This is a genomic window from Marinovum sp. J2-8 (assembly GCF_055808435.1).
In genome coordinates this window covers 23960-42763 of sequence record NZ_JBVVRZ010000003.1, presented here as the reverse complement: position 1 = coordinate 42763, position 18804 = coordinate 23960, and the positions used below count along the sequence as shown (strand labels likewise).

The 18804-nt window shown below is 58.3% G+C and carries 18 protein-coding genes and 2 pseudogenes; 5 read left to right on the top strand and 15 right to left on the bottom strand.

Going from position 1 to position 18804, the window contains the following annotated elements; all coding sequences use genetic code 11:
* Positions 1 to 685: 685 nt before the first annotated feature.
* The 7 genes from AC0L4F_RS09590 to hemE all read right to left on the bottom strand — a co-directional run bounded on the left by AC0L4F_RS09590 (position 686) and on the right by hemE (position 6401).
* Positions 686 to 1465 (bottom strand): SDR family oxidoreductase, encoded by a 780-nt coding sequence (locus tag AC0L4F_RS09590; RefSeq protein WP_244687793.1) that lies wholly within the window; start codon positions 1463 to 1465, stop codon positions 686 to 688.
* Positions 1466 to 1476: 11 nt separating this feature from the next.
* On the bottom strand, positions 1477 to 2436 hold the full coding sequence (locus AC0L4F_RS09585; RefSeq protein WP_244687790.1) for a calcium/sodium antiporter: 960 nt from the start codon (positions 2434 to 2436) through the stop codon (positions 1477 to 1479).
* Positions 2433 to 2624: a hypothetical protein gene (locus AC0L4F_RS09580; RefSeq protein ID WP_244687788.1), complete on the bottom strand. Its 192-nt coding sequence runs from the start codon at positions 2622 to 2624 to the stop codon at positions 2433 to 2435. The genes AC0L4F_RS09585 and AC0L4F_RS09580 overlap by 4 nt, the downstream gene beginning before the upstream one ends.
* Position 2625: 1 nt before the next feature.
* Positions 2626 to 3423 carry a S49 family peptidase gene (locus AC0L4F_RS09575; RefSeq protein WP_244687786.1) on the bottom strand — a complete coding sequence of 266 codons (798 nt, stop codon included), beginning with the start codon at positions 3421 to 3423 and terminating at the stop codon, positions 2626 to 2628.
* 130 nt (positions 3424 to 3553) lie between these two features.
* The gene (locus AC0L4F_RS09570; RefSeq protein ID WP_244687783.1) at positions 3554 to 4315 is read right to left on the bottom strand and encodes an ABC transporter permease; all 762 of its coding nucleotides are present in this window, start codon (positions 4313 to 4315) and stop codon (positions 3554 to 3556) included.
* Entirely contained in the window at positions 4312 to 5250 is a 939-nt protein-coding gene (locus tag AC0L4F_RS09565) for an ABC transporter ATP-binding protein (protein ID WP_280520547.1), read from the bottom strand. Before AC0L4F_RS09565 ends, AC0L4F_RS09570 begins: the two co-directional genes overlap by 4 nt.
* A 113-nt stretch (positions 5251 to 5363) precedes the next feature.
* Positions 5364 to 6401 carry a uroporphyrinogen decarboxylase gene (hemE, locus tag AC0L4F_RS09560; protein ID WP_244687781.1) on the bottom strand — a complete coding sequence of 346 codons (1038 nt, stop codon included), beginning with the start codon at positions 6399 to 6401 and terminating at the stop codon, positions 5364 to 5366.
* Positions 6402 to 6501: 100 nt separating this feature from the next.
* Between hemE and hemC the strand changes: the two genes are divergently transcribed.
* From hemC to AC0L4F_RS09545, 3 genes and pseudogenes are all read left to right on the top strand, one after another.
* The gene (gene hemC / locus AC0L4F_RS09555; protein ID WP_244687779.1) at positions 6502 to 7464 is read left to right on the top strand and encodes a hydroxymethylbilane synthase; all 963 of its coding nucleotides are present in this window, start codon (positions 6502 to 6504) and stop codon (positions 7462 to 7464) included.
* Positions 7465 to 7605: 141 nt separating this feature from the next.
* Entirely contained in the window at positions 7606 to 8364 is a 759-nt protein-coding gene (locus AC0L4F_RS09550; RefSeq protein ID WP_244687777.1) for an electron transfer flavoprotein subunit beta/FixA family protein, read from the top strand.
* Positions 8365 to 9292: pseudogene (locus AC0L4F_RS09545) on the top strand (electron transfer flavoprotein subunit alpha/FixB family protein). It abuts the gene before it with no gap.
* A gap of 137 nt (positions 9293 to 9429) precedes the next feature.
* On the opposite strand, the gene AC0L4F_RS09540 reads toward AC0L4F_RS09545, so the two are convergent.
* Positions 9430 to 10260: a DUF6473 family protein gene (locus AC0L4F_RS09540; protein ID WP_244687775.1), complete on the bottom strand. Its 831-nt coding sequence runs from the start codon at positions 10258 to 10260 to the stop codon at positions 9430 to 9432.
* Between the two features lie 170 nt (positions 10261 to 10430).
* Between AC0L4F_RS09540 and AC0L4F_RS09535 the strand changes: the two genes are divergently transcribed.
* The gene (locus AC0L4F_RS09535) at positions 10431 to 11306 is read left to right on the top strand and encodes a 3-hydroxybutyryl-CoA dehydrogenase (protein WP_244687773.1); all 876 of its coding nucleotides are present in this window, start codon (positions 10431 to 10433) and stop codon (positions 11304 to 11306) included.
* An 86-nt stretch (positions 11307 to 11392) separates the two neighbouring features.
* On the opposite strand, the gene AC0L4F_RS09530 is transcribed toward AC0L4F_RS09535, so the two are convergent.
* The 7 genes and pseudogenes from AC0L4F_RS09530 to AC0L4F_RS09500 form a co-directional block, all read right to left on the bottom strand.
* The gene (locus AC0L4F_RS09530) at positions 11393 to 12268 is read right to left on the bottom strand and encodes a lysophospholipid acyltransferase family protein (RefSeq protein WP_244687770.1); all 876 of its coding nucleotides are present in this window, start codon (positions 12266 to 12268) and stop codon (positions 11393 to 11395) included.
* A 40-nt stretch (positions 12269 to 12308) separates the two neighbouring features.
* Positions 12309 to 12587 (bottom strand): HPr family phosphocarrier protein, encoded by a 279-nt coding sequence (locus tag AC0L4F_RS09525; RefSeq protein WP_244687768.1) that lies wholly within the window; start codon positions 12585 to 12587, stop codon positions 12309 to 12311.
* A pseudogene (locus AC0L4F_RS09520) lies at positions 12584 to 12984 on the bottom strand (PTS sugar transporter subunit IIA). Before AC0L4F_RS09520 ends, AC0L4F_RS09525 begins: the two are co-directional and overlap by 4 nt.
* Before the next feature lie 34 nt (positions 12985 to 13018).
* Complete coding sequence (rapZ, locus tag AC0L4F_RS09515; protein ID WP_244687766.1) at positions 13019 to 13906, bottom strand: RNase adapter RapZ; 888 nt, start codon at positions 13904 to 13906, stop codon at positions 13019 to 13021.
* 55 nt (positions 13907 to 13961) lie between these two features.
* A complete protein-coding gene (locus AC0L4F_RS09510; RefSeq protein WP_244687764.1) occupies positions 13962 to 14381 on the bottom strand; it encodes an HPr kinase/phosphorylase in 420 nt (139 codons plus the stop codon).
* Positions 14382 to 14387: 6 nt separating this feature from the next.
* Entirely contained in the window at positions 14388 to 16097 is a 1710-nt protein-coding gene (locus AC0L4F_RS09505; protein ID WP_244687762.1) for a sensor histidine kinase, read from the bottom strand.
* On the bottom strand, positions 16097 to 16798 hold the full coding sequence (locus AC0L4F_RS09500; RefSeq protein ID WP_244687760.1) for a response regulator transcription factor: 702 nt from the start codon (positions 16796 to 16798) through the stop codon (positions 16097 to 16099). The genes AC0L4F_RS09505 and AC0L4F_RS09500 overlap by 1 nt, the downstream gene beginning before the upstream one ends.
* Positions 16799 to 17163: 365 nt before the next feature.
* On the opposite strand from AC0L4F_RS09500, the gene AC0L4F_RS09495 reads away from it, so the two are divergent.
* Positions 17164 to 18762, top strand: coding sequence for a phosphoenolpyruvate carboxykinase (locus AC0L4F_RS09495; RefSeq protein WP_244687758.1), 1599 nt, complete (start codon positions 17164 to 17166; stop codon positions 18760 to 18762).
* Positions 18763 to 18804 lie beyond the last annotated feature (42 nt).

Genomic DNA, 18804 nt, shown 5'->3' with positions numbered 1-18804 from the left:
GCGGCAACCTATGATTCCCGGCGGGGCGCTGCAACGGCACCATGCCCAAGGCAAGCAAGATAAACCCCCAAGGGCTGTGGATAAGTCTGGGCACAAATTGCGCCCCCAGGGCAAAACCCGTTGGGTTTCAAATAGTTTATATAAAATGCTCGGAATTGGGCCGACGGGTTTAACATACTGATTATTTACCCTTTATTGCCGCAACTTTCATCAAAATGGTTAACAGGATGTGGATTTTGCGGCGACGTGAAAGGGCCATTGATCTGCCGGTGGATGAAATTAAAACCCTGCGTCAAAACCGCAAGATGTCATCCAGAGCCGGTTCAAATTTCTTTGCTCCGTTGAAGACGCAAGAAAAAGTCGGATTTCGCCGCCGCAACGCCAAATTTTCGATTCCCCGACACCCGAGATTTCGAACTCTACAGCAAGGCAAAACAAATCCACCGTTTCTGTGGATAACTACGGGGACTAGTTTAGATGACGGGGAATTTTCTCTGTTATTCAGGCGGGTTGATCAATTTGCCTAATTTTTAGGCTTCACCGCAACATCCTGACATCAAAGGGAAATTTTTATTTCCCTTGATAAATATCTGAAAACATTAACAATTTGTAACAATTCGACAGATCGTTTTTGGCCGGTGCACAACTTCCGTCGGGTCAAGGCCAAAAGCGACCCAATCGAGGTTTATTCAACCCCCAGCACATCCGGCGTTTGCCAGCCAAGATGTTGACCGCCGTCCACGCAAATCAACTGCCCCGTGACCGCCGGAGCGTCCAGAAGATACCCAAGGGCCGCAGTGATATCGGCGGCATTTGCCCCACGTCCCAATACCGTCGCGGCCCGCTGGCGGGCAAAATGGTCTGCGCTTTGCCGACCGCCCTGCAATGTCGGGCCGGGGCCAATGGCATTGACCCGCACATCCGGGGCCAGCCCCTGTGCTGCGGTCTGGGTCAAGGCCCATAACCCCATCTTGGCCAGCGTATAGGTCATGAATTCCGGTGTCAGCTTGCGCACCCTCTGGTCGATCATATTGACCACCAAGGCCTGTGCCATCGGTTCCCCATTGTCGTCGGCCACCGCCGGAGGCACCTGTGCCGCCAAAGCCTGGGTCAGGACAAAGGGCGCCCGCAGATTGCTCTCCATATGGCGATCCCAGGAGGAGCGCGTCGCACTCTGCAACGTGTCGTATTCAAAGATGGATGCATTGTTGACCAGCACGGTTATCGGGCCGCCCAGTTCAATGGCAGCCTGTGGCAGAAGCGCCTGTGTCGCGCCCTCGTCCAGCAGATCGGCCTGCAATGTGACGGCTTTACGCCCCATGGCGCGGATCTCTGCCGCGGCGCTGTCCGCCGCATCGGCAGAGCTGGCGTAGTGCAACGCCACGTCAAATCCCCGCCCGGCCAGATAGATCGCCATAGCGCGACCCAACCGTTTGCCCGCCCCTGTCACCAATGCCCGCATCATGCCCTCGTCGATTAGATGATCACTATGGTGACATAAGCGAGATAAAGAATGGTCAACACCGCCCCCCAAATCCGCGAAATATTCCAACGCAGCAGGACAAAAGGCGCAAGCAACAGCGACGCCCCGAGCATCACCCAAAGATCAAACCGCAAGAAGGTCGGATCAACCGGGATCGGACCAATCAACGCCGCAACACCGATAATTGCCAGCAGATTGAACATGTTCGACCCGATCACATTGCCCAGCGCCACATCGGCCTGACGGCGCAACGCCGCCATCACCGTGGTGGCCAACTCAGGCAGCGACGTGCCCAGAGCAACCAGCGTCAAGCCAATCACCGTGTCCGAAACCCCATACATCCGCGCAATATGCGATGCATTGTCGACCAGAATATCCGCGCCCAAAGGCAGACCAATCAACCCCAGAAGCAGGAACATCCAGATCTTCCACCAGGGCATATTCGGATCGGCCCCTTCCAGATCCTCCAACTCCGCCTCCTCTGAGGCGACCCTGGTTTCGCGGCGGTGGGCCAGCGCGTCTTTGGTGGCAATCCAAAGCATGACGGCAAGTGCCGCCAAAAGCACCAGCGCTGACACCCAGGTAAAGCTGCCACAAAAGGCCAGCGCGATGAACAACGCCGTGGCGGCGAGCATCTGAAAGTAGGATTTTCGCGTGTCACAATCCGACGTGTGCAAGGTCGCCAAAATCGCCGGAATACCCAACACCATCAGGATATTGGCGGTGTTTGACCCGACCACATTGCCAAGGGCAAGCCCCGGCGCACCTTCGTGCACCGCCGCAATCGCGATCAGAAGTTCAGGCGCCGAAGTGCCAAAGGCAACGATTGTCAGGCTGACGATCAGCGCCGGAATGCCAACCCGCAACGACAGGTTCACCGCCCCCTTGACCAAGGCATCGCCAGCCAAAAGCAAGATCACCAGCCCCAGCACACAGAGCAGCCACACTATCATCCACGTTTTCCCTTGTTTCCACCACAGGGACATTTGCCCTTGCCGATACGATACCGCCCACAGGACCGGCATTTGTCTGATCCAAGGTATTTGCCGCCAAGTTTGCGCACATTGGGCAGCCGCAGCTTGCCGAACATCGCCAGCACACCCATACCAATCAGAAATAAAGTGACTATCTTGACGATCACATCACAGCCCGAACCGGGCATAGGCCGCCCGTTCTTCGATCTGTCCCAGCGCATCTTCGACCAATGACAGCCCCAAGCGTTGCGCCAAGGACCGGCTGCGACCGTAGCGGCGGAATTTCACCTTGTCGCCAAAGCGCTCTTTCATCACCGCATCCAGATGTCCGATGCCGTCGATCAGCCCCACCTGCTGGGCACGTTCGCCGATCCAGACCTCACCCGTGAACAAATCCGGATGATCGGCCAGCTTGTCACCGCGCCGCTCCTTGATTTGATGGATAAAATTGACGTGCAATTGATCCAGAAGCCGCCGCAAGCGGGTCACATCCTCTTCCTTTTCCGGTTGGAACGGATCGAGGAAGCTTTTGGAGGTGCCAGCGGTATGCACCCGACGCTCAAGCCCTTGTCGGGCCAAGAACACATTCGCCCCGAACCCTGCAGAGATCACACCGATCGAGCCAAGGATCGAGGAATGATCGGCAAAAATCTCATCCGCGGCACTGGCCAGCCAATAGCCGCCCGAAGCGGCCACATCTTCGACGAAGGCGAACACGGGAATGTCTTTTTCCGCGGCCAATCGGCGAATGCGGGCGGCAATCAACGAAGATTGCACCGGCGAGCCACCAGGAGAGTTGATTTCAAGCGCAACTGCGTCTGGTTTGCCGCGTTTGAATGCCTTTTCCAGCAAGGGCGCCAGCCCGCTGTCGGTCAATGAACCCCGCCCGCCGGTGCCGATGGCGCCGCTCAGACGGATGACGGCCACGTTCGGCCCGGATTTCACGAATGGAAGCCAATGTTTCATGTTTGGGCATGTAGACAGGCCCACGCCGACAAACAAGGTTCGCGCGGGGCAAACTTTTGGTCACGCCAAGTTCACCCCGCCGCAGCGTTGCAAGAAAGTCACGATGGCCCGTCGACCGGGGCCGGGCCGGTCAGGACCGAATGCGCCAGCCGGTTCGGAAAATCCACCACACAATCCCCAGACAGAGCGCGGTAAACCCGGCAATCGCCAGCAAACTCAGACCGATCGGCACATCCGATGTGCCAAAGAACGACCAGCGAAAGCCGGAAATAAGATAGACCACCGGGTTGAAAAACGAAATCGTCTGCCAGATCGGCGGCAACATCGAAATCGAATAGAACGACCCGCCAAGGAACACCAAGGGCGTGACCACCAGCAACGGGATCAATTGCAGCTGCTCGAAATTCTTGGCCCAGATGCCAATAATGAATCCGAACAACGCGAAGGACACGCAGGTCAGCACCAGAAATGCCAGCATGGCAAAGGGATGCATGATGGTGATGTCGACAAACAACGCGGATGTCGCAAGGATCACCAAACCGATGAACATCGCCTTGGTCGCCGCCGCACCCGCAAATCCGATCACGATTTCCAGAAAATTCACCGGGGCAGACAGAAGTTCAAAAATCGTCCCGATGAATTTCGGGAAATAGATCCCGAAAGAGGCGTTGGAAATGCCTTGGGTCATCACCGTCAGCATGATCAACCCCGGCACAATGAACGCGCCATAGCTGATGCCCTCGACCTGGTCGATGCGGCTGCCGATGGCGGTGCCAAAGACCACAAAGTACAGCGAGGTTGAAATCACCGGCGAAATGAAGCTCTGCGCGAGGGTGCGAAAGAACCGCGCCATTTCAACCATATAAATGGATTTTACCGCCTGCAGGTTCATGCTGCATCCTCCTGATCTGTCTCGGACACGAGATCGACGAAAATTTCTTCGAGACTGGATTGCCGGGTTAGCAGATCCCGCATTTGCAGGCCCGCCGCCGCTAGATCCGCCAGCAATTTGGTAATCCCGGTGCGGTCGCCTTTGGTGTCATAGCTATAGCGCAGGGTCTGGCCATCACTGATCAAGTCCAGATCATACCCCGCCAGAACGGCAGGCAATTCCACCACCGGCGCGGTCAATTCAATATCCAGCGTCTTTTTGCCCATACGCGCCATCAGCGCCGCCTTTTCCTCCAGCAAGAGCAATTCGCCCTTGGCGATCACCCCCACGCGGTCGGCGATTGCCTCGGCTTCTTCGATGTAATGGGTGGTCAGGATGATGGTGACCCCGGACGCCTTCAGATCCGCCACCACGTTCCACATATCCTTGCGCAGCTCTACATCGACCCCGGCGGTCGGTTCATCAAGGAACAGCACGCGGGGTTCGTGGCTTAGCGCCTTGGCGATCAACACCCGGCGCTTCATGCCGCCGGACAGTTCCATCGTCTTGGATTTCCGTTTGTCCCACAGCGACAATTGCCGCAGCACCGTTTCGATATGCGCATCGTCGCGCGGCAAGCCGAACAAACCACGGGAATACCGCACAGTGTTCCAGACGGTTTCAAATGGTTCGAGGTGAATTTCCTGCGGCACCAGACCGATCATCGCCCGCGCCGCACGAAAATCCCGCTGAATGTCATGGCCGCCGACCGTGACACTGCCGGAGCTGGGGTTAACGATGCCGCAAACCGTTGAAATCAGTGTCGTCTTTCCCGCCCCATTCGGACCGAGCAGAGCAAGGATCTCGCCCTCTTCAATGGCAAGCGTGACACCTTTGAGCGCCTCGAACCCGCCATCATAGACCTTTTTCAGGTCCAGAATATCCACAATTGACATGATCGCCCCTTCCCTGACTGCGAGGGGCTAATTTAATCACGCGCAGATGTGACACAACGTGCAAATCGCAATGCAGGGTGCCTTGCGCATTGACGCACAGTCGACGAATTTCGTCAGGTGTTTCGCACCGTATCAATCATCAATTGTACGTTTTCCGGGTCCGCATCCGGCGTAATCCCGTGACCAAGATTGAAAATATGCGGCCCGTTGCGCAATGCAGCGACGATTTGGCGGGTGTCCTCGACCAGCGCCGAACCACCGGTCACCATGTGACGTGAGGCCAGATTGCCCTGCACACAGCCATCGACCTGCACATGCGTCGCGGCCCATGCGGCATCCACCGAATTGTCCAGCGCCACGCAATCGGCCCCTGTCGCCTTGTGGAACCCGATGTATTTTTCACCGGCCTCACGCGGAAAGGCGATGACCGGCGTATTGGGGTGCTTTGCCTTCAACGCAGAAATGATCCGCTTGGCCGGCTCCAATGCATAGCGTTGAAAATCATCACCTTTCAGCGACCCAGCCCAGCTATCAAACAGTTTGACCACCTCGGCCCCGGCATCAATCTGCATGGAAAGATAATCAATTGTCGCCTCGGTGATCCGATCCAAAAGCGCCTCGAACAGGGGGCGGTTTTCATCTTTCAACGCATGGGCCGGCCCCTGATCCGGGGTGCCACGCCCGGCAATCATATAGGTCGCCACGGTCCAGGGCGCACCGGCAAAACCGATCAGCGTGGTCTCTGGCGGCAATTCCCCGGTCAAAATGCGCAGGGTTTCGTAAATCGGCGCCAGTGTGTCGTGAATGTCTGTTGCCGGTTTCAGCGCATCGAAGTCGCGCTGTTCGGTCACCGTCGACAGACGCGGGCCTTCGCCGGTGACAAACCAAAGATCCGCGCCAAGCGCCTGGGGCACCAGCAAAATATCGGCAAACAGGATCGCCGCATCAAAGCCATATCGCCGGATCGGCTGCAATGTGACCTCCGCCGCCAGATCAGAGTTGTAGCACAGCGACAGAAAATCACCGGCCTGGGCACGTGTCGCGCGATACTCGGGCAGATACCGCCCCGCCTGCCGCATCATCCAGATCGGCGGGGTTGGCAGGGTCTCACCGGCAAGGGCGCGCAGGATGGGTTTGGTCGCTTTGGTCATGCCGGTCTCCGCAATTTGTTTTCCGGTTGGTCCCCCGCCACTGCGGCGATGTCAAGGCGGGCGCTTGTCACCCCTCTGGGCCGGGGCTAGACAGTGGAGCATGACGCACACCCTGCCCTCGCCCGCCTCTCCGCTGAAAATCGGCACCCGTGGATCGCCTTTGGCCCTGGCCCAAGCACATGAGACCCGCGACAGAATCGCTGCGGCCTTTGATCTGCCTGCCGAGGCGTTTCGCATCGTGGTGATCAAAACCACCGGCGACGACCGCGCGCTGATTGCCAGCGACACCCCGCTCAAGGAATTGGGCGGCAAGGGGCTGTTTACCCGCGAAATCGAAGCGGCGCTGCTGGAGGGCGGCATCGATATTGCGGTGCATTCGATGAAAGACATGCCCGTGGACCAGCCTGCCGGATTGGTGCTGGATTGTTTCCTGCCGCGCGAGGACGTGCGCGATGCCTTTGTCTCACCGCAGTTCCGCGGCATCGCCGAATTGCCCGAAGGCGCGATTGTCGGCACCTCCTCACTGCGGCGACGGGCGCAATTGTTGCACCAGCGGCCCGATCTGACGGTCGTTCAATTTCGTGGCAACGTACAGACAAGGCTGAAAAAACTGTCTGATGGCGTGGCCACATGCACGTTTCTGGCTATGGCGGGCCTGACCCGATTGGGCATGTTGACCGATGTCCCGGCACAGGCGATTTCCGCAAATGACATGTTGCCCGCCGTCGCCCAGGGCGCAATTGGCATCGAACGGCGCATCCATGACACAAACACCGCCGCTCTGCTGGAACCGATCCACCATCCGGAAACCGCACAGCGGCTGGCGGCAGAGCGTGCTTTTCTCGCGGCTTTGGACGGATCTTGTGAAACACCGATTGCCGGGTTGGCGGAATTGGATGGCGGCACGCTCCATCTGCGCGGCGAGGTTCTGCGCCCCGATGGAACCGAGGTTCTGTGTGATGCTGCCAGCGCCCCCATCACCGATGGCGCCGCGCTGGGCCATGACATGGGGCGGCGGCTTTTGGCGCAGGTCGGGCCGGGTTTCTTTGACTGGCGCGCATGACACCAAAGAAACGCCGCGTCCTTTAGCGCCAACAGGCGATTTTGACCTGTTGCGCAACAATATGACCGATTATCAACGCCCAGAAGAATTATCAATCCGAGTCGCACAGCCCGTGCGAGAACCACAAGGAGAGTTACGCAGATGAAGGTTCTAGTCCCCGTCAAACGCGTGATCGATTATAATGTGAAGGTTCGTGTGAAAGCGGACGGGAGCGGTGTCGATCTTGCAAACGTGAAGATGTCGATGAACCCGTTTGACGAGATCGCAGTGGAAGAGGCGATTCGCCTGAAAGAAGCTGGCAAGGTCGAAGAGATCGTCGCGGTGTCCATTGGGGTCAAACAGGCGCAGGAAACCCTTCGTACTGCGCTGGCGATGGGTGCGGACCGGGCGATCCTGGTGGTGGCTGCGGACGACGTGCACAACGATATCGAACCTTTGGCCGTGGCCAAGATCCTGGCCAAGATCACCGAAGAAGAGGCCCCCGGCCTTGTGCTTTGTGGCAAACAGGCAATCGACAACGACATGAACGCCACCGGCCAGATGACCGCGGCGCTGCTTGGCTGGTCGCAGGCGACCTTTGCCAGCGAAGTCGACATCGACGGCGACACCGCAAAAGTCACGCGTGAGGTCGACGGCGGCCTGCAAACCATCAGCGTCAAGATGCCGGCGGTTGTGACCGTCGATCTGCGCCTGAACGAACCGCGCTACGCCAGCCTGCCCAACATCATGAAGGCCAAGAAGAAGCCGCTGGACGAAAAAACACCGGCTGATTACGGCGTTGATGTCACGCCGCGTCTGGAAATTGTGAAAACCGAAGAGCCCGCCGCCCGCCAGGCCGGTGAAATCGTCGGGTCTGTTGATGATTTGATCGCGAAACTCAAAGCTGCGGGGGCTGTGTAAATGGCTGTACTCCTTCTTGCCGAAGTCAATGATGGCGCTCTGAACCTTGACGCAACTGCCAAGGCCGTGACCGCGGTTGCCGCACTTGGCGACGTGCATGTGCTTTGCGCCGGCGGATCTGCCGCCGATGCCGGGGCCGATGCCGCGAAAATTGCGGGCGTGGCCAAGGTTTTGGTGGCCGAAGATGCCTCTCTGGGCCATCGGCTGGCGGAATCCACCGCCGCATTGATCGTCAGCCTGGCCGGCGATTATGAACATATCGTTGCCCCGGCCACGACCGACGCAAAGAACGTGTTGCCACGGGTTGCGGCACTTCTGGATGTGATGGTGATTTCGGATGTTTCCGGCGTGGTGGATGGCGCGACATTCGAACGCCCGATCTATGCGGGCAATGCGATCCAGACCGTAAAATCCAGCGATTTCCAAAAAGGTGGTGTCGATCCGCACCTCGACCTTTGACGCCGCAGGCGCACAGGACGCGGCCCCGGTCGATACCGTTTCCGCCGCTGCAGATCCCGGTCTTTCGACCTGGGTCGAGGACAAACTGGCCGCCAGCGACCGCCCGGAACTGACCTCGGCGGGTGTTGTTGTGTCCGGTGGGCGCGGCGTCGGCTCGGAAGAGGACTTCAAGATCATCGAAGCCCTGGCTGACAAGCTTGGCGCGGCGGTTGGCGCGTCGCGCGCGGCGGTCGACAGCGGCTTTGCGCCCAACGATTGGCAGGTCGGCCAAACCGGCAAGGTCGTGGCGCCGGATCTCTATATCGCGGTTGGTATTTCCGGGGCAATTCAACACCTTGCCGGGATGAAAGACAGCAAGATCATCGTCGCGATCAACAAGGACGAAGAGGCCCCGATCTTCCAGGTCGCGGACTATGGCCTGGTCGCGGACCTGTTCACAGCCGTTCCGGAACTGACCGAAAAGCTCTGAAACCGGGGCGCACACGGTGCACTCGAAACGTTAAAGACCCGCCAATTTGGCGGGTCTTTTTGTGCGGGCAATCTGCCATCAGCCAAGGTGTGTCGCGCTATCAAACGCCGGGCACCTCAGGCACGACGCGAAACGTCCTAGTGACGGTGGTGCAAAATTCCGGCCAATTCTGCGGTCAGCGCATTTGCCGCTTCTTCATGGGCGATCGGCCCCATCATTTCGCGCGCGGCCCCCTCTTCGACCGGGCTGAACATCATGCCCTCTGTGCCCTGCCGCAAGGCCCGGTCACTGGCCGTCACCTCGACAACGCCCGATACTTTGTCGCTCAGCTCGTTGACCATATCGGCCGTGACAAACAAGGGATCAGAGAAGCTGTCCTCTTCGTTTGACGGCGCGTGATCGGCGAACCACAACAGCACAACCGGGCCTTTGATCTGGTTCAGCAACAGCGACATGCGCGCGCTCCAGGCGGTCTGAAGCTCTTGCCGCACCATATTGAACCTCTCTGGGCCAAGTTTTTCCAGCTCGACCAACAGATGCCGCGTGAAATGAAACTCGGTGAAATCCACCTCTCGGTAGATCGCCTTGAGCATCGCAGTTGCCTTGACAAACCGGTCGTTGCGGCGCGGATGCACCGTATACAACCGATTGGACATATTCTGTGCGCCCATGATCTGAATCACCGTGGCGCTGGACTGGTTTGCGGCCCCCAACAAGGCAGCATCATTTACAAATGCATCTATGCCGGCGTTGACACAGCCGAAATTCACACAAGGCAGATTAAGCGTGTCTTCCGTCAGGGACGGGAACGGTGCTTCGATAAATTTGCCATAGGTTTCCGTACCGCCGAAAAAAGCGACATAATCGCCCTTTAGCTTGCGGCGTGGCCCGCGAAATACAAGCCGCGACGTGCCATACCGGCACGGCAGATAGTCGGGGGTCGATCCCCCCGGAAGTTCATAGGTCATCTCACCCACCTAGTTTTAATACTCACCCAAAGCCAACATGAGGTGATTCGATTTCCAAAAGGCTAAATGGCGGATTTAAGGCGATGTTTAGTGAATTCGCCGCAGATGCATGGTCTTGCCCTTGCCATGCGAAGCCGCCTATTGTCGGATGAACGACATAGGGGCAGGGCATGGATATTCATTCAATCGGCGTGATCGGCGCGGGCCAGATGGGCAATGGCATTGCCCATGTGATGGCTGTGGCGGGCTATGATGTCGTGATGAACGATGTTTCAGAAGATGCCTTGCTGGCCGCGGTGGCGCGTATCGACAAGAATATCGGGCGCCAGGTGTCCAAAGGCACGCTGTCCGCCGATGACAAGGCCGCCGCAATGGCGCGGATTTCCACCAGCCTGGAACTGGCCGAACTGGGCCAAACCGATCTGGTGATCGAAGCGGCCACGGAACGCGAAACAGTCAAACAGCAGATTTTCGATAACCTGCTGCCGCATTTGAAACCCAACACCATCCTGACGTCGAATACATCGTCGATTTCAATCACACGTCTGGCCAGCCGGACCGACCGCCCAGAGAAATTCATGGGGTTCCATTTCATGAACCCGGTGCCGGTCATGCAATTGGTCGAATTGATCCGTGGCATTGCCACCGATCAGGACACCTATCAATCCTGCTTGGCAGTTGTGCAAAAGCTGGGCAAGACCGCAGCATCCGCCGAAGATTTCCCGGCCTTCATCGTCAATCGCATCCTGATGCCGATGATCAACGAGGCGGTCTATACGCTCTACGAAGGCGTGGGCAATGTCACCTCGATTGATCAGGCCATGAAGCTGGGGACAAACCACCCGATGGGTCCGCTGGAGCTAGCGGATTTCATTGGTCTGGATACCTGTCTGGCGATCATGAATGTGTTGCATGATGGGCTGGCGGACACAAAATACCGCCCCTGCCCGCTTCTGACAAAATATGTCGAGGCTGGCTGGCTGGGCCGCAAGACCAAACGCGGCTTTTACGATTACCGGGGCGACGCACCAATCCCGACGCGCTAATTCCGGAACGGGGCCGACAGGCTGTCAGCCCCTGACCGCAGGCCAGCGCGCCAACGGCGGCCCGTCCGGGTCACCCGTGACGGGGCTTAACGCCCAAGGCTGAGCGTATGTTCCCGCAGCCACTTCATCATTTGACGTGGCTTGCCGTCCCAGGTGCGGATTTCTTCTGGTGTGATTGGCGTCCCGATGATCGGCGATTGCGGCCGATTGCAGGAATGCATCACCTCATGAATCAATAGCCCCTGCCGGATTGTCGCCGAAATCTTGTTGGCGATCTGATAGGCACGGGAATTCTGGCCCGGGAAATGGATCGGCACCACCGTCGCGCCGGACCGCACGATCATCTTGGCGGTAAAGGGGTTCCAGACCGCTTCGACAGCCTCGCCAAAAAAGGTTTCAGAGGCCGCAACAACACCAGACGGGAACAGCACCACAACACCACCGGATTTCAGGTGATCCATCGTCTTCTGCCGCATTTCCAGACTTTCAATGCGGGCATTTTCTTCGTGCGGAAAGGGCACGGGGATCATGAATTGCTCGATCTCCTTGACCCCGGACAAGAGGCTTCTGGTCAGGATACGGTAATCGGTACGCACCCGCCCGATCAATTCCGCCATCACCATGCCATCCACCAAACCATGCGGATGGTTGGCCACAACGATCACCGGGCCAGTGGCGGGGATCTGGTCGATTTGTTCCTGCGGCGTCAGCAGGTCGATTTTCATCAACCCAAGCGCCTGGCCAAAAAACGCGTGCCCTTCAGCCGGGCCCATCCGCTCAAATCGACGCACCAGACGCAAGAGCGGCAACTTACCGGTCAGCCATTCCAGCGCGCGGATGGTTGTCGCCTTCCACGGATTTGTAAACGTATTGGCATATGACAGCTTACGCTTGTCATAAGGCACTTGCTGGCCCGCCGTCGGCGTCTTGCGCCCGGCTGCGGATTGCGCGGTGTCCACCATTTTGCCGTCCAGCGTCCTTCCCAGCGGGCCTATACCGGCCCTAGCAGTCTTCTCCAAACCGGTCCGCGACCAGCGCTTCGACAGCATCGGCCAGCGCCTGGGCGTCGGGGCCCGAAGTCTGGACCTCAATAGTGGTTCCTTTGGACGCTGCCAACATCAAAAGCCCCATGATGGAATCGCCCCCGGCGCTCATCCCGTCACGCGCAACTTCGGCTGAGGCATCGAAACCTTCGACCACCTCCACCAGTTTTGCCGAGGCGCGGGCGTGCAACCCTTTTTCATTGACGATCTTCAAGGCACGGGTCACGGTCTCTGTCATATATTTTGATCCGATGAAATGTTCTGGCTATCCATATACTTGCGTCCGGCCTCTGTCGCCTGGCGAACGGCATCTGCCACCCCAAGATCGCGGCTTTTCGCCAATTTGATCAACATGGGCAAATTCGCGCCGTACAGGATGCGCCTATTGGACGGGGCGCAGGCCCGCAATGACAGATTGGACGGCGATCCGCCAAACATATCGGTCACAATCACAACGCCGCCGCCCTGATCCACAAATCAGCGGCGACACAGATTTCTTCCTGCTTGTCCGCGCGCACGTGGTCAGGTTCGATTGAGATCGCAAAGATTCCCGGCTGTTTCCCGACCACATGTTCAATTGCCGCCAGGTATTCCCTGGCCAGCCCGCCATGTGCCACGATCACGATTCCGATCAAATTCGACGGTCTCCCACTCATTTTTCCGACATCCTTATGCCGGATCCGGGGACGCCAACGTGCGCCGCTCCAGTTCTCGATGTCTAATTGACACTCGCCAGCCCGCTTGTGCAAGCCCATGCGCTACGCTTTCCGTTAAGGCAACGGAACGATGTTTGCCCCCCGTACAGCCCAAAGCTGCAGAGAAGTGCGCCTTACCCTCTTCGCGTGCAGCGGGCAGTTGAAACAGCAATAGGTCGAGCACCTTTTCCTGAAACGGGGCACATCGCGGATCGGTGGCAATGTGATCAACGACACGGCGATCCTGCCCCGTCAGCGGGCGCAATTCGGGTTGCCAATGCGGGTTGATCAGGAACCGGCAATCAAACACCACGTCGGCCGCACGTGGCAGGCCGCGCTTGTAGGAAAACGATTGGATCGACACCGCAAGATCGTGGCTGCTGTCGACACCGAAGAGGCGATACATCTCAGCGCGCAATTCATGCGGTGACAGCGTCGAGGTGTCGATTAAAATGCTTGCCTGATCGCGCAGGGGGGCCAGAATTTCGAATTCACGGGCAATCCCGGCCTCTGGCGTGCCATCAGGGGCCATCGGGTGGCGGCGGCGGGTTTCCGAATACCGATTGACCAGCACATTGGCACTCGCATCCAGAAACAACAGATCGGCGGCCTGCCCCGTTTGGGCAGCAATATCGGCCAACAACCCAAACAGCGCCGCGGGCGAAAAATCCCGCGTGCGCACATCCAGCCCCAGCGCCATATCGCGGCTCTGCCCGCCTTCCAACAGGCGCGGGGCCAGGGACAGGGGCAGGTTGTCGATGGTCTCATACCCCAGATCCTCCAACGCATTCAGCGCGGTAGAGCGCCCGGCGCCAGAAGGGCCGGTCAACAGGACAAGGCGGGGTGTGATCGGAAGTTCCATCTCTATTGGTTCCTGTTGTACCGGTCTGTTACACGGGCAGCGGCAAAGCCCCCTATCAACCCTGCAGAAGGTATTGTCGAATTGCCGCAGGAAAATACCCCTGCGCGACTTTGTGAAGCATCGGGATTTGCACCCCGGCATAGGACCAGTGGCGAACCGGCGGCAAACGCTGTGATTCTATGCGATCCAAATTAACGGCAAGTGACAATGGCACCGCCCCCTGGAACGGCACCGTCAGGATGCCAACGAACCGCGCCTCGATCTGGCCCTGGATTGCCGCCGGACAATCAGCGATCAGCGCAGCCCCGCGGCGGGTGACAATCGTGCGGTCATCCGCCACCAAAACGCCGCCCAGCGCCAAAAGCTCCAAGGCCAGGGCCGATTTTCCGCTGCCCGAAGCCCCAAGGATGATCACGCCGCGATCTGCAAATGCCACCGTACTGGCATGAACCGGCGTGTCAGCCGCGACGGCCATCACGCATCAAACCGGCAGACCAACGACGAAACGTGCGCCCAGCGGCTCCGAGGTAATGTCCGCCTCTGTCGGGCGAATGTTCTCGGCCCAGATCACACCATCATGGGCCTCGACAATCTGTTTCGAAATCGCCAGCCCAAGACCCGAGTTATTGCCGAAATCTGCCTCTGGCCGATGGGAATAAAACCGCTTGAAGATCTTGCCCAGCGCCTCTTCCGGGATGCCGGGACCGGTGTCTTCGACAACCACAAGCACCCGGTTTTCCCGTTGCCGCGCCCAGACCCGAATGGCATCGCCGTCTTCGCAGAAACTGATCGCATTGGTGATCAGATTGACAAAGACCTGGGCCAATCGCGCCTCCAGCCCATGCACCAAAATCGGATCGGCGGGCAGATCGGTGATGAATTCAACCCCTTTGCCATGCGCATCCTTGCCCAAGTGGTCGCTCAAACTTCCAAGCAATGCCAGCAGGTTAAACTGGGCCTGATCTTCCTTGACCAATTCGCTGTCCAACCGCGAGGCATCCGAAATATCGCTGACCAGGCGGTCCAACCTGCGCACGTCATGCTCAATCACGCCCAGAAGCTTGTCGCGATGATCCTCGCGTTTGACCATGCGCAATGATCCAACAGCGGACCGCAACGAGGCGAGCGGATTTTTGATTTCATGTGCAACGTCGGCGGCAAATTGTTCGTTGGCATCAATCCGATCATAAAGAGCGGTGACCATGCCACGCAATGCGCCCGACAGGCGGCCGATTTCATCCGGGCGCGCGGTCAGATCGGGAATGCGAATCCGGCCCGTCAGCTCCTTGCGGCGGTCGCGGTCGCGGCCCAGCTCTGCCGCTTCGGCAAGATCCGAGATCGGATTGGAAATGGTCGACGCCAACACCAGCGACAGACCGATAGAGACCAATGTGGCCACCAGAAACATCTGCAACACGCGCTCGCGTTCGGTGCGCACCAGCCGGTCAATCTCGCCCGCGGCCGAGACCAACACAACCGCACCAATCGGGCGGCCATTTTGTTCAATCGGGCTGCCGACGGTAAAGACCGAGCCGCCATCGTGGGATTCCGTGGTGCGCACTGTGGTCTGACCGGCCAGCGCCGGTTCCGCCAATGCGATCAAATGTTCTTCGAAAGCTGCAATGCGATCTTCTTCGGAATCGGTGACCAGCCCGGCCACCGCATCCCAGATAGACGCCAGAAGATCGGTGATCAGGGTCCGGCCTTCTGCTTCGGTTTCAACGTCACCAATGGTCGATGCGGACCGTCCGACAATGTTTTGCCCCTGATCGAAGACAAAAACCTCTGCCCCGCGCCGCAGCGCGATCCCCTCCAGCGTGGCGCCGACATCCAGCCCATCGCCAGAGGCGAGGTTGACCGGGGCGGTGCCGGGCAGCAACACCTCGAACACGTCGGCGATCAGCTCTGCTTCACCGACAAGCCCCTGGGCGCGCTGCGCGGCAAGGCCATCGCGCGACGAATTGAGGTACAGAATACCGCCAACCAGCACATTCAACGCAATCAGGTTGAACATGATGATCTTGCGGGTCAGTGGCGAGGTGCGCAGTGAAAAGAAGCCGCGCCGCGCCCGCCGATCCTGCAATTCCTGTTCGACGGTGCCGTCCGGGGCGACCCAATCGTCGCCAAGAACCACATCACCGCGCCGCTTGGAGCCTGCGTTGGGCACAGCCATCTCCTCGACCAGCGCCATTATTCTTCGTTGTACCGGTAACCGATACCGTAAAGCGTTTCGATGGCCGAAAAGTCGTCATCAACAGAGCGCATCTTCTTGCGCAGACGTTTGATGTGGCTGTCGATGGTGCGGTCATCGACATAAACCTGATCGTCATAGGCCACATCCATCAGCTGATCGCGCGATTTCACGAAACCCGGACGCTGGGCCAGGGCCTGCAGCAACAGGAATTCGGTCACCGTCAACGCCACATCCTTGCCCTTCCAGGCCACAGCGTGACGCAGTGGATCCATGCGCAGATCACCGCGATCCATCACCTTGGTTTCTTCGGTGTCGCCTACAATATCATTGTCCATCGCATCCTGGCGCCGCAGCAATGCGCGAATACGTTCGACCAGAAGCCGCTGGGAAAACGGTTTTTTCACATAGTCATCCGCGCCCATGCGCAGACCCAGCACTTCGTCAATCTCGTCGTCTTTGGAGGTCAGAAAAATCACCGGCATGGTGGTTTTCTGGCGCAGCCGCTGCAACAAATCCATGCCGTCCATACGCGGCATCTTGATATCCAGCACAGCCATGTCCGGAAGACGTTTATTGAATGCATCCAATGCGGATTGGCCATCATTATATGTTTCGACCTCAAAGCCTTCGGCCTCAAGCGTCATGGAAACGGATGTCAGAATATTCCTGTCATCGTCCACAAGGGCGATTTTAGACATTTGTTTGTCCTTATACTGCTCGGCTGCCTTAATTTTTCCCCATTATGCCTTGATTTGCGGCGCGCAATCAATCCTTAACTGCGAAATCGGGCAACCGACCTGCCCCAAGCAGACCCGAAAAGTACAAACGAATGACTAAATTGTCGCATTGATTGCTGGATTTCGTGCCCACATCGACACGGCCACGAAATATGATTGCGCTAAATGGCAATTTGATTGCGCTAACTTGCGCATGCCTCCTGTTCACGAGCCAAAAAGCCATGTTACACCGAATTCACCGGAGCCAATGCCTTGGCTGCGGGGACGGCGCTTTTGCCGCCAAAACCACGACTTCCGCCATTTCTGCGGATACATGGAGAGACAAGATGACATTAGGACGGGTCAACCCGCAGTTCCGGCTAGAAGATCAGGGGATCGAAGGACTGGGCAATGTCTATTATAACTTTATGAAGCAGGCGCTGATCGAAGCCGCCCTGCAACGTAAAGAGGGCCAGCTCGGCAAAGGCGGCGCATTCCTTGTCTCGACCGGAAAATTCACCGGTCGCTCCCCCAAGGACAAACATGTCGTCAAAACAGACACGGTCGCTGACACGATCTGGTGGGAAAACAACGCCGCCATGTCGCCCGAAGGTTTTGACAATCTTTACAACGACATGCTGGCCCACATGAAGGGCCGCGACTATTTTGTGCAGGATCTGGTCGGCGGGGCGGACCCGGCACATTCGATCGACGTGCGCATGGTCACGGAACTGGCCTGGCACGGGCTGTTCATCCGCCACATGCTGCGGCGGCCTGATCGTGAGGATCTGAACGAATTCGTGGCGGATTTCACCGTCATCAATTGCCCCAGCTTCAAGGCAGACCCGGAACGGCACAATTGCCGGTCCGATACCGTGATCGCGATGAATTTCGACCGCAAGCTGATCCTGATCGGCGGCACCGAATATGCGGGCGAAAACAAGAAATCTGTCTTTACCCTGCTGAACTATCTGCTGCCGGAAAAAGGCATCATGCCGATGCACTGCTCGGCCAATCATGCGGTGGGCAATCCGGTGGACACGGCTGTGTTCTTTGGCCTGTCCGGCACCGGCAAAACCACGCTGTCGGCCGATCCTTCGCGTATTCTGATCGGGGATGACGAACACGGCTGGTCCGATCGCGGCACCTTCAATTTCGAAGGCGGCTGCTATGCCAAGACCATCAACCTCAGCGCGACGGCAGAGCCGGAAATCTATGCCACCACGTCGAAATTCGCGACGGTGATCGAAAACATGGTCTTTGACGAAGAGACCAAGGAACTCGATTTCGAAGACGACAGCCTGACCGCAAACATGCGCTGCGCCTATCCGTTGGAATACATCTCCAATGCCTCGTCCAGCGCGCTGGGGGGGCACCCCAAGAATATCATCATGCTGACCTGTGATGCCTTTGGTGTGCTGCCCCCGATTGCCCGGTTGACCCCGGCGCAGGCGATGTATCACTTCCTGTCCGGCTTCACCTCCAAGGTGGCGGGCACCGAACGTGGCGTGACAGAGCCAGAGCCGACCTTTTCGACCTGTTTCGGGGCGCCCTTCATGCCGCGCCGTCCAGAAGCCTATGGCAATCTGCTGCGCGAAAAGATCGCCAAGCACGGCGCAACCTGCTGGCTGGTGAACACCGGCTGGACCGGTGGCGCCTATGGAACCGGCAGCCGGATGCCGATCAAGGCAACCCGCGCCTTGTTGACGGCGGCGCTGGACGGATCGCTGGCCGATGCCGAGTTCCGCAAAGACCCGAACTTTGGCTTTGACGTGCCCACCGACGTACCCGGCGTGCCCGAGGTTCTGCTGGATCCGCGCCGCACCTGGGGTGCCAAGGACGCTTATGACGCCCAGGCGGCCAAGCTGGTCCAGATGTTCGCCGACAACTTTGCGCAATACGTCCCGTTCATTGACGATGACGTCAAGGCCGCGGCTATCGGCTAAACCATTGGGCGGGCCCGACCTTGCCCGTCATGCTAAAATTGA